The sequence below is a fragment of the Corynebacterium sp. S5S1 genome (genome assembly GCF_001913985.1).
Taxonomy (GTDB): Bacteria; Actinomycetota; Actinomycetes; order Mycobacteriales; family Mycobacteriaceae; genus Corynebacterium; species Corynebacterium marquesiae.
In genome coordinates this window covers 176,955-187,315 of sequence record NZ_MKXT01000005.1, presented here as the reverse complement: position 1 = coordinate 187,315, position 10,361 = coordinate 176,955, and the positions used below count along the sequence as shown (strand labels likewise).

Below are 10,361 nucleotides of genomic sequence, written 5' to 3'. Positions count from 1 at the left end.
GTGAAAAAGCTTTATGGGCTTCCCACTATGGTGACTGTGCTCGCCGCTCTTATCGGCGTCATCGTTTACCGCTTCAGTATCTTCGACGGCAATAGCGCCTTTGTGTGGCGCGTTCCCCTGGATCTGAAGATTTATTGGCTCGCCGGCGGCGAGGTGGCCCAAGGCGCGGATCTCTACGATAACGCCTATATCGGCGACCTGCCTTTTACCTATCCGCCCTTTTCCGGCACTCTTTTCACGTGGCTTTCCAGGCTTGCCGACGCCCCCTTAATCCTCCTCTGGCAGGGCGGCACCGCCCTCGCCTTGTTCACGGTTATTATGCTGGTCCTGCGCGAGCGCGGCCTCAAGCTCTCCCCGGCAATGTGGCTGCTGGGCCTTTTGCTGCTGGGCTGCACCCCGGCGAATGAGCCGGTGCACGGCACCTTATTCTTTGGCCAGATCAACATCTTTTTGATGCTGCTGGTGGCCTTGGACATCCTCCCACGCAAGCGCGCTTTGCCGGGCATCGGAATTGGTTTGGCCGCCGGTATGAAGCTCACCCCGGCCTATATGGGTCTGGTCTTGCTCTTCCAGAAGCGCTGGTGGCAAGCGATCATCGCCATCCTTACCTTCGCGGTGACCGTTGCCATTGGTTTCGTGACCATTCCGGATGCCGCCGATTTCTGGACCGACGCTATCTTTAAGTCCTCCCGCGTGGGCGAGCACACCAACCCAGGTGCGCAGTCCATTCGCTCGGTGATGGTCCGCGCATGGGGCATCGATGGCGGCTGGATCTGGCTCGCCGCCGTGGTCGTGGTCTTCATTTTGACCTGCCTGGCGCTGCGCACCGCGATGAAGCACCGCAATAATTCCGCCGCACTTGCGCTTGCCGGCATCAGCTCCTGCTTGGTCTCCCCCTTCTCTTGGTATCACCACTGGGTGTGGACGGTGCCGCTGGCCGTCGTCGTGCTGGTTGCCGTCAACCAGGGCCTGGGCAAGCGCCTGCCCGGCATCCTCGGCGCACAGGTCGCTGGCTTCGTATCGGTGCTGGCGATGTGTGCGGTAACCATGCCGTTTATCTCCGCCCCCGTGTGGCTATCTGCTGCTAGCCGCTCGCTCAACCACTGGGATCTGCAGCCGTGGGGAATGTTGGCTTTTACCGGCGCCGGCGTCCTCTTTATCGCCTTCTACGCGGTGTGGGGTTTTATCCCTGGCACCCAGCCGGAAGAGGAAGCGCCCGCCCCAGGCCGCCACCACTTACCTGCGCAGCCCGCTGGCGCAAAGCCCGCTGGTGCGCAACCTGCTTCCGCGGAGGCCGGGGCGCTCCCGGCGCGCTCGTTTAATACGGCAGCTACGAGCCGGAGGGGCCAGGGTCATCCACGGGCAGCGCAACCCGTCAGCGATGAAACGGCAGAAATGCCCGCGGTAGGGCCGGAAACGCGCGCCTTCCCGGCGGCTCAGGACATCACCGATATCCCCGATACCCCGGCCTACGGTCGCCACTCGCGCTCCGAGGACTAGCCCCGGGCCAACCTTCCTGTCGCTTTAGAGCGGGCGGAAGGTATGCAACTCGCGGCAGGTCTCCTCGACCACCTCGCGCCAGCTGCCGGTCTCTTTGAAGAGACGGCGCTGCCGCTCATAGCCGGCACCGCCTTCGATAATTTCGTGGATGAGTTTTAGCTCGTTGACGCATCCCAGCTCGCGCGCAATGGGGCTAAGCTCATCCACCATCTCCACTAGCTCGTCCTTAACCCAAGCCTCATCGGTCTCACGGGAGGTAATCACCAGCGCATCCATGCCATAGCGGGCACCGCGCCACTTATTTTCTGCCACGTGCCAGGGCTGCAGGGTGGGAAGGGGTTCCGCGGCGTCGATAAGCCGGTCATAGTACACCACCAAGCAATGGGTCAACGCCACGATGGCGGAGAGCTCGCGCAGGTTGGACGTCGCATCAGAGACGCGCACCTCCACCGTGCCCCACTTGGCGGCCGGTCGAATATCAAAGTGCATGGAACCGGTGTGGTTAATAACGCCGGAAATCGCTTGGTCGCGCATATAGGCCTGCCACTCGGCCCAATCGCGGAATTGATACGGCATGCCTGCGGTGGGCAGCTGCTGGTACAGCATGGTGCGGTTGGAGGCATAGCCGGTATCTAGGCCCTCCCACCCAGGCGAGCACGCAGAAATGGCCAGCAGGTGGGGGTACTTAGTCATCAATGCATTGATGATGGGCCATACGCGGTCCTCATGGCTAATGCCCACGTGCACATGCGTGCCCCATAGCAGCATCTGCTTGCCCCAGTACTGGGTGCGCGCGATAATTTCCTGATAGCTGGGCTTATCCGAAAGTGGGTTCTCGCGGAAATCCGTAAACGGGTGGCCGCCAGAGGCCCAGACATCTACACCCAGCTTATCGGCGGCTTCTTCCACCGCGTTCAGGGAATTTTGCAGGTCAGCGATTACTTCCGGAACGGTGTGGCAAATGCCTGTAACTAGCTCCACCGTATTTTGGAGAAATTCCTTTTCCAGATGGATATCGGGATAGGTCGCATTGGCCAGATCGATAAGTTCCGCACCGCGCGGGACAAGGTCGCGCGTTTCGCGGTCCACGAGCGCTACCTCCCATTCCACGCCTAGCGTTGGTTCGGGAGAGCGGGCGAATTGTTCTGCCGGGATCTTCACCCATTCAGCTTAACGGCTGACAGGTATTAAGACGTGAATTTTATTTAACCTACTTTTACCGGCGGCCTTGCAGGTGCGGAAAAGTTCAGATCACAAAAGTCCAAGGCATTCGGCCGAAGATCTATGGTGCTTGCTCTTCGGCCGGATGGCCTTGGACTTTAAGTCAGGTGCGCGGATTGCTTAGGCCTGCGGAACCGCCAGGGCGACGACGACGGCGCCGTCATCGGTTGCTTCCTTAGGCAAATCGCGGTTCATCGGGGCGACATCGGCCTGGTAGCGGGCGGCTACCTCCTTGGCCAGCGCCTCAGCAGAGGCGTCGCCCTCGGGGAAGAAGACGGTGGTCTTCGGGACGGTAAGGACGTCGCCAGGCAGGTTGCCTACGTAGCCAACCTTGAAGCCGCCGCCCTTGAGGGAATCGGCTTCCTTCTTGGCCTTGTCTACCTCGCCGGAGTTATTAAGCACGCTGACCTTAATGTCATTGCGGTCGCGCGCGGCGGAGTGGGCGTTGTCCTCGCCTGCGGCTTCATTCTCAGCTGCGGCACGCTCGTCAGCGTCACCGGAAGCGGTTGCATCACGCGGCTTATCGCCCTCCCCTGCTGGGGCGGGGGCAGGAGCGCCGGGTCGATCGGATGCCTCTGGGGCACCCGGAGCGCGGGAGCCTGCGGCGTCGGGGCCAGCAGAGCCTTCGGGCGCGGCACCGATGGTGGAACCGGTGGAGTTTTCTTGCTTGCTCTCGGAGGCCACGGTGGAGTCATCGTCACCCGAGGTCATGGAGTACAAAGCCCAAAGGCCGAGCATGACGGCCACCGCGATGAGGACCATCGCCAGGCCGCGCAGCGGGAGGCCACCCTTTTTAGCATGCGCACCGCCACCAGCGGGGCGCTGCTTAGCAGCACTGGAAGCGGAGGCGCCGGCAGCAGAGCCGGCGCGGGTTTCGTCGGATACCTTGTCGGTCGAATTTTCCGGATTCACATTAGTCACATACGCAACACTAGTACTCAGAATTAACTATCCGGGGTATTTCCCCGCGCGGCGCGCCGCGTGTCTTCTCGCTCCTCTCGCAGGCGACGCAGCCGTGCAACCAGGAGGGGATGGGATTGGGCGGCCGCGGGGGCGTCGAGAAGCAGGTTAAGGCGCTGGTGGTAGCGCACCGGGGAGATATCCAGCTGCGCACGAATAGCCTCTTCTTTGCGGCCGATGCTGCGCGGCGCGGTTTCCTCGAAGTCCAAAATGGCGGCGTCTAGGTCAGACAAGGGGTTCATGCCTAAACTGTAAGGCATGACTATTCGCCCCATCGTTATCCACGGCGAGACCGTGCTTCACGAACCCACCCAACCGGTGGAAGAATCCGAGATTTCCACCCCGGAAATGCAGCAGCTCATCGCGGACATGTATGAAACCATGGATGCCGCCAATGGCGTAGGCTTGGCCGCTAACCAGGTAGGAATTGGCAAGCGCCTCTTTGTCTACCACTGCCCCGATACGGATGGCCCCAATGGCACCGAGCTGCCGTCCGAAAAGGCAGGCATGCGCAAGGGCTGCGTTATTAACCCCGTGCTGGAGACCTCCGAGATTCCAGAGACCATGCCTGCCGATGACGGCTCCGATGACGAAGGCTGCCTCTCCGTTCCTGGCGAGGGCTTTCCCACCGGCCGCGCCGACTGGGCGCGCGTGACCGGCAAGGACGAAAACGGCAACAACATCTCCGTCGAAGGCTATGGTTTCTTCGCCCGCTGCCTGCAGCACGAGACCGGCCACCTCGATGGCTTCCTCTACACCGATACCCTCATTGGCCGCTATAAGCGCCAAGCCAAAAAGGCCATCAAGCGCCACGGTTGGACCGAGCCGGGGTACTCCTGGGTACCGGGCGAGGACGCCGATCCCTTCGGCCACGACGACTAATGTCACGTATTTTCCGCTCCGATGCCGTCCAGGTGGGCGAGCGCGTGGTGGCCCGGCGCGATTTCGGCGATGTACATAGCGATGTCATCGGGCATGTGCTCAGCCTCAATCCGCTGGTCATTCGCCCACAAGAGGTCGGCGGTTACCCTTCCGACCTAGATGCGGTGGAGATTCCGCCGGAGCAGCTGAAGATCATCAAACGGCTCTCCCCGCGCATGGTCCGCAACTCCGATATCCGCGCCGTGGAGGTTGCCGCGGCCGCGGCTTCCCCCGGCACAGACCACGCCTGGACCAGCGACGGTTCCTGGCTGTTGCGCGCGAGCGACGGGGTTTCCGGCCGCTCCAACTCGGCCGTTCCCCTGGGCCCTTCCGCGGGCTTCACTCCGGTGCCACTGGAGGAGATTAAGGCCTTCTACGCCCGCCACAACCTCCCGGTGCGCCTGGTGGTTCCAGAGCGCATTGGCAAGCCGGCCGAACGCCTGCTCGCCGATCCCGCCTGGGAGACCGAGCCGGAGGTCCTCGCCATGGTCCTGCGGGATCTGCCCACGCTTGCCGACGCCCCCTCTACCTCCCCCACCTTCCACATCGCCGCCCAGCCCGATGACGAGTGGCTGGCGATGTATCAATCGCGCACCGATGCCCTTCCTGCCGAGGCGGTGCAGAGCCTTGGCTCTCACGTCGAGGGAACGCTCGGCTTCGGCCGCCTAGTCCTCGATGGCGAGACCGTCGCCATTGCCCGCGGCATCCTGAGCGAATCTGGCGATGGCACCACGTGGCTGGGGCTTTCTTCCATCGAAGTGGCCAAGGACTTCCGGCGTCGCGGATACGGCACGCTCATGCTCCAGCACCTGCTGCACTGGGGGCGCAATAACGGCGCCGAGCACGCCTACCTCACCGTGCCGGCTTCCAATACCGCAGGAGTGCGGCTGGCTGAGAAGCTCGGCTTCATCGAGCAACACCGCCGCATCTACGCCTGCCTGCGCAACTAAGCTCCGCGCTGCAGACTTCCGGTCTGAGCGGTGAGCCTTATGGGACTGCCCGCTGACCTCGCTGCAGCGGGCAGGTACTGTATGTGGCATGCGCATCGCCACGTGGAATATTAACTCCGTCCGCACCCGCATACAGCGGGCGCTGGACCTTATCTCCAAGCACGACATCGATGTTTTGTGCCTGCAGGAAACTAAGGTGAAAGACGATAAGTTTCCACGCGAGGCCTTCGAGGACGCGGGCCTACACGTCACGTGCCACGGGCTCAACCAGTGGAACGGCGTGGCCATCGTGTCCAAGGAAGAGCCGGAGGAGGTCTTGGTCGGCTTTCCGGGCCAGCCCGGCTTTGCCAAAGATCCGGAAAAACCACAAGACCGTGAGGCCCGAGCGCTAGGGGCCCGCATCCGTGGCGTAGAAATTTGGTCCCTCTACGTGCCCAACGGCCGCGAGATCACGGACCGCCACTATGACTACAAGCTGGACTTTCTCTATCACCTGGCACACTATGCGGAAAATAATGCGCAGTCTAAGCTTCTTTTGACCGGTGATTTCAATATTGCTCCGCGCGATGAAGACGTATGGGACATCGAAGCCTTCCGCGGGAAGACGCATGTCACCGAGCCAGAACGCGCCGCATTCCAGATGCTGGAAGAGGCCGGGCTCGAAGAAGTTACCCGCCGGTTCACAGAGGATCAGCGCTATACCTACTTCGATTACAAGGGTATGCGCTTCCAAAAGAACGAAGGCATGCGCATCGATTTCCAGTTGGCTTCAGCCCCACTTGCTCAACACGTAACCGGCGCACAGGTAGACTTGCTTGAGCGTGCCGGCGATAAAACTTCCGATCACTGCCCGCTTCTCGCAGATTACGATCTGCCCGATTTCGATTCCGTGAAATAGATGTCTTGGTCGCTTGATCTCAGTTTTTGGCAGCTCGTATTCCTGATCCTGGATTACGGGATCAAGATCGTTGCCGTCGGCTTCGTGCCCGAGGGCCGCCGGCCTTCCAGTTCCACCGCGTGGCTGCTGGCAATTCTGGTACTGCCGTTTATCGGCCTGCCGCTGTTTTTGCTCATGGGCTCGCCGTATATCAACCGGCGCCGCCACCGCATCCAGCAAGAAGCCAATGAGCAGATTGAAAACGTCACGGCCCGCACCCCGGATCACCCACAAGGGATCCTTTCGCCCGAAATTGAATCGGTCATCAGACTCAACCGCGAGCTAACCGGATTCCCGGCGTTGGTGGGCCACAACCTTGGCCTGCACGCGGATTATGACGAATCCATTCGCGCCATCGCAGCCGCCATTGACCGCGCCGAGAAGTACGTGTCCATCGAGATCTACATCCAGTCCTGGGATGAGGTCACGGACGTATTCTTCGAGTCGCTGCGCAGGGCTACCGCCCGCGGCGTAAAGGTGCGCTTGCTCTTGGATCAGATCGGCAGTTTTAAGTACAAGGGCTATTTCAAGCTGGGCAAGCAGCTAACAGAGATAGGCGTGGACTGGCATCTCATGCTGCCTATTCAGATACACAAGGGCCGTTTCCGGCGTCCGGACCTGCGCAACCACCGCAAGCTGGTGATCATCGATGGCAAGGTGGGATTTATCGGCTCGCTGAACATGATTAAGCGCCAGTACAAAACCAAGGACCGCTACTGGATTGACTACATGGTGGAGCTCTCCGGGCCAATTGTAACTTCTATGTCTGCAGTCTTCGCCGTAGATTGGTACCTGGAGGCAGGCGAGAATCTTCCGCTAGATGAGCTGCCCTACGACGACGCCCAGACTGCCGACGCCAACCACCTCCAAATAATCCCCTCCGGGCCGGGTTATACCACTGAGCCAAACCTGCGCATGTTCAACTCCTTGGTGCACCACGCCAAGGACCGGCTAGTTTTGTGCTCGCCCTACTTCGTCCCGGATGAATCCCTGCTGGAGGCGGTGACCACCGCGTGCTACCGCGGGGTGGATGTGGAGCTTTATGTATCGGCAAAAGCGGACCAGTTTATGGTCAACCACGCCCAGTCCTCCTACTACCAGGCCCTACTAGAGGCGGGCGTACACATCTACCAATTCCCCTACCCCTTTGTGCTGCACTCCAAGTTCATCATTACCGACCCGGACGATCCCGGCCGCGACCCGTTGTGCATGTTCGGCTCCTCCAATATGGACCCGCGCTCGTTCGGCCTGAACTATGAATCCACCATGTTGGTGGCCAAGGGCGACCTCATTGACCAATTCAACCAGCTCGTAGCCAATTACCGCACGGTGTGCCACGAGCTAACTTTGGAGGAGTGGAATGAGCGCGGCTTTATCCGCCGCTACGTGGATAATGTCATGCGCCTTACCTCCGCGCTGCAGTAGAGCAAACACGAACCATCACGACTGCAGCGAAGACAGCCTGGCAACAAGAAACCGCCCCGGCGGGCAGCGAATGAACTGCCGGCCGGAGCGGTGAAGCGTTATATGGGTGGGTGTTTAGGCGTCGCGCTTTTGCAGCAAGAGGACACCGAGGACCCACAGGATAACGGCCCAGGCAATAAATACCAGGCAGAATCCCCAGTTTTCCTTCCACGGAGCATCAACCGGTTCCATTTCCAGCAGCCACGACTGGAAAGACTTAAACGGCATGTAGTTGACCAGCTTGCTGCCGACCTTGGGGATGGTGGCCACGAGATTGTCCACGCCGAGGAAGAGGATGAGGCCGATAGCCACAGCACCAGCCGTCGAGCGCAGCAGCAGGCCTAGGCCTTGCGAGAAGAGGACGAGCAGCGCGGCAGCCAGCGGGTACTTCCACAGCTGCTTTTGGCCCATTTCATCGTCCCAAGGGTGGAATTCCGCGGCTACCTCATCGTGGGCAAAAAGCTCGGTCAGTAGGTAGGCGCCCGCCACGGCGATAAAGGTCAGCGCGGCCGCAATAACCGCGTACATGAGCAGCTTGACCAAGGCCACCGACCAGCGGCGCGGGGTAGCCATAAACGTGATGGTCTGCGTGCCATAGCGGTACTCGGTGGTCACGATCATGATGGCTTGGATCATGAGCACGGGCAGGCCGAGGAACAATAGGAAGGACACCGCGCCATCCGAGGTGATAATCCCCATCCCCATCGCTGCCTCTTCAGGGGTTTCTGCCGGCTTAGTCAAACGAGCATTGAGGATGGCCCAACCCCAGGCAAAGAAGAGGAAGATGAAGGTGGTCCACCAGAAGGAGCGGGTGGTGTGCAGCTTAGTCCATTCGGACTTCAAGGTATTCAGCATGGCGAATTAAACCTCCTGCTGGGTGGGTCGAGCGAACGGAGTGGCGGCGCCAGCGGTTCCGGGGGTAGGCGCGCCGGTGGAGCCGTGGTACTGGACGGCGTCGCCAGTAAGCTCCATAAAGGCATCCTCCAAGGAGGCGCGCTTGAGGCTGAGCTCATTAAGCGGCACCCCGGTGGAGTAGGCCAGCTGGCCCACGAAGTCCGTGGTCTGGTTGGAAATCACCAGGCGGGGGCGGCCTTCCTCGTCGGTGGACTCGGTAAAGGCGATTCCCTCTGCGCGCAGTGCGGAGCTAAAGGCATCGAGATGGTCGGAGCGAACCAGCACGGAGGACTGCGAGTGGTCCTTCACAAAGTCATAGGTGGGCTGGTCAGCCACTAGGCGGCCCTTACCAATGACCACCAGGTGATCGGCGGTCTGAGACATCTCCGAGAGCAGGTGGGAGGAAATCAAAATGGTGCGGCCTTCATCGGCTAGGGCGCGCACGAGCTGGCGGACCCAGCGAATGCCCTCCGGGTCGAGGCCGTTGACCGGCTCATCCAAGATGAGGATGCCGGGGTCACCGAGCAGCGCGCCGGCCAGGCCCAGGCGCTGGCCCATGCCGAGGGAGAAGCCGCCGACCTTCTTACCGGCGACGTCGGAAAGCCCTACCAGCCCCAAGACCTCGTCAACGCGGGAAGTAGAAATGCCGTTGGACTGCGCGATCCATTTCAGGTGGTTGGCGGCGCTGCGGTTGCGGTGCACCGCTTTGGCATCAAGCAAGGCTCCTACCTCACGCAGGGGATCCTTCAGCTCGTGGTAGCGCTTGCCGTTGATGCGCGCCCTGCCGGCCGTCGGCGTATCCAAGCCCAGGATCATGCGCATGGTGGTGGATTTGCCCGCGCCATTGGGACCCAGGAACCCGGTGACCATGCCGGGTTTTACCTGAAAGGTGAGATCATCAACGGCGCGGACAGACTTATATTGTTTAGTCAGTCCTTCTACTTCGATCATGGCACTAGCGTGCCATAAATCCGGCAACTTTACCTGTTCAATGCCTCCACGCTCTCCCGCAGGGTGGGAAAAGCGTGACGGAAGGCGGCCAGAAGGGGGAGGCTTTCTACCTCCTCAAAAGGCACCCAGCGCAGCTCATAGGACTCTTCATTAGCTGTAGTAGGAAGCGGTGCGCCGGTGCGCGTGCGTGCTAGGACGGTGGTGTAGGTCCACTCCCCCGGCAGATCCCCCGCCGCGGGATAGGGCCCGGCCGTTACTCGCGCGTCGAGCACCTCTACGTCCTGGGGTGCAATCGCGCATTCTTCATGGGTTTCACGCAGAGCAGCCTGGGTGGGCGTCTCCGTAAAATCGCGGGCGCCACCCGGAATCCCCCAGGTATCGCCGTGATTGGTCCACGCGGCGCGGTGCTGGAGGAGCACCTTCCGCCCGGCGACAAGGAAGAGGCCGGCGGCACCAAATTTTCCCCAGACGCGAATGCCGCCGGGGCCTGCCGCCCAGCCGTCTCCACTGTGAGGGTTATGCATGCTGCCTATCCTAGCCACACACGCGGGTATATGGTGGCG

Annotated in this window: 11 protein-coding genes; 5 read left to right on the top strand and 6 right to left on the bottom strand. The window is 61.1% G+C overall.

Annotated elements, in window-relative coordinates:
* Positions 1-1,500, top strand: a complete 1,500-nt coding sequence (locus BKN05_RS03340; RefSeq protein ID WP_286687961.1) for a glycosyltransferase 87 family protein — start codon at positions 1-3, stop codon at positions 1,498-1,500.
* A 24-nt stretch (positions 1,501-1,524) separates the two neighbouring features.
* Here the strand turns inward: BKN05_RS03340 and BKN05_RS03335 are convergent, their stop codons facing one another.
* The 3 genes from BKN05_RS03335 to BKN05_RS03325 all read right to left on the bottom strand — a co-directional run bounded on the left by BKN05_RS03335 (position 1,525) and on the right by BKN05_RS03325 (position 3,941).
* Positions 1,525-2,661 carry a glutamate--cysteine ligase gene (locus tag BKN05_RS03335; RefSeq protein WP_286687960.1) on the bottom strand — a complete coding sequence of 379 codons (1,137 nt, stop codon included), beginning with the start codon at positions 2,659-2,661 and terminating at the stop codon, positions 1,525-1,527.
* Between the two features lie 180 nt (positions 2,662-2,841).
* The gene (locus BKN05_RS03330; RefSeq protein ID WP_286687959.1) at positions 2,842-3,642 is read right to left on the bottom strand and encodes a LytR C-terminal domain-containing protein; all 801 of its coding nucleotides are present in this window, start codon (positions 3,640-3,642) and stop codon (positions 2,842-2,844) included.
* A gap of 23 nt (positions 3,643-3,665) precedes the next feature.
* The gene (locus BKN05_RS03325; RefSeq protein WP_005325609.1) at positions 3,666-3,941 is read right to left on the bottom strand and encodes a DUF3263 domain-containing protein; all 276 of its coding nucleotides are present in this window, start codon (positions 3,939-3,941) and stop codon (positions 3,666-3,668) included.
* On the opposite strand from BKN05_RS03325, the gene BKN05_RS03320 reads away from it, so the two are divergent.
* From BKN05_RS03320 to cls, 4 genes are all read left to right on the top strand, one after another.
* Positions 3,940-4,563 (top strand): peptide deformylase, encoded by a 624-nt coding sequence (locus BKN05_RS03320; protein ID WP_286687958.1) that lies wholly within the window; start codon positions 3,940-3,942, stop codon positions 4,561-4,563. The genes BKN05_RS03325 and BKN05_RS03320 overlap by 2 nt on opposite strands.
* Positions 4,563-5,552 (top strand): N-acetylglutamate synthase, CG3035 family, encoded by a 990-nt coding sequence (locus BKN05_RS03315; protein ID WP_286687957.1) that lies wholly within the window; start codon positions 4,563-4,565, stop codon positions 5,550-5,552. Before BKN05_RS03320 ends, BKN05_RS03315 begins: the two co-directional genes overlap by 1 nt.
* Positions 5,553-5,640: 88 nt before the next feature.
* Positions 5,641-6,450, top strand: coding sequence for an exodeoxyribonuclease III (locus BKN05_RS03310; RefSeq protein ID WP_286687956.1), 810 nt, complete (start codon positions 5,641-5,643; stop codon positions 6,448-6,450).
* A complete protein-coding gene (gene cls, locus BKN05_RS03305) occupies positions 6,451-7,914 on the top strand; it encodes a cardiolipin synthase (protein ID WP_286687955.1) in 1,464 nt (487 codons plus the stop codon).
* Positions 7,915-8,028: 114 nt separating this feature from the next.
* On the opposite strand, the gene BKN05_RS03300 is transcribed toward cls, so the two are convergent.
* From BKN05_RS03300 to BKN05_RS03290, 3 genes are read right to left on the bottom strand one after another with little or no spacing between them, the layout of a single operon-like run.
* Entirely contained in the window at positions 8,029-8,808 is a 780-nt protein-coding gene (locus tag BKN05_RS03300) for an ABC transporter permease (protein WP_198492106.1), read from the bottom strand.
* Positions 8,809-8,814: 6 nt separating this feature from the next.
* Positions 8,815-9,798, bottom strand: a complete 984-nt coding sequence (locus tag BKN05_RS03295; RefSeq protein WP_286687954.1) for an ABC transporter ATP-binding protein — start codon at positions 9,796-9,798, stop codon at positions 8,815-8,817.
* Between the two features lie 29 nt (positions 9,799-9,827).
* On the bottom strand, positions 9,828-10,322 hold the full coding sequence (locus tag BKN05_RS03290; RefSeq protein WP_005329848.1) for an NUDIX domain-containing protein: 495 nt from the start codon (positions 10,320-10,322) through the stop codon (positions 9,828-9,830).
* Between the last annotated feature and the right edge of the window lie 39 nt (positions 10,323-10,361).

Bases quoted from the DNA above. Each gene is read 5' to 3' on its own strand.
- BKN05_RS03300 (WP_198492106.1), bottom strand. From the start codon at position 8,808: ATGCTGAATACCTTGAAGTCCGAATGGACTAAGCTGCACACCACCCGC.
- cls (WP_286687955.1), top strand. From the start codon at position 6,451: ATGTCTTGGTCGCTTGATCTCAGTTTTTGGCAGCTCGTATTCCTGATC.
- BKN05_RS03290 (WP_005329848.1), bottom strand. From the start codon at position 10,322: ATGCATAACCCTCACAGTGGAGACGGCTGGGCGGCAGGCCCCGGCGGC.
- BKN05_RS03325 (WP_005325609.1), bottom strand. From the start codon at position 3,941: ATGCCTTACAGTTTAGGCATGAACCCCTTGTCTGACCTAGACGCCGCC.
- BKN05_RS03320 (WP_286687958.1), top strand. From the start codon at position 3,940: ATGACTATTCGCCCCATCGTTATCCACGGCGAGACCGTGCTTCACGAA.
- BKN05_RS03315 (WP_286687957.1), top strand. From the start codon at position 4,563: ATGTCACGTATTTTCCGCTCCGATGCCGTCCAGGTGGGCGAGCGCGTG.
- BKN05_RS03310 (WP_286687956.1), top strand. From the start codon at position 5,641: ATGCGCATCGCCACGTGGAATATTAACTCCGTCCGCACCCGCATACAG.
- BKN05_RS03295 (WP_286687954.1), bottom strand. From the start codon at position 9,798: ATGATCGAAGTAGAAGGACTGACTAAACAATATAAGTCTGTCCGCGCC.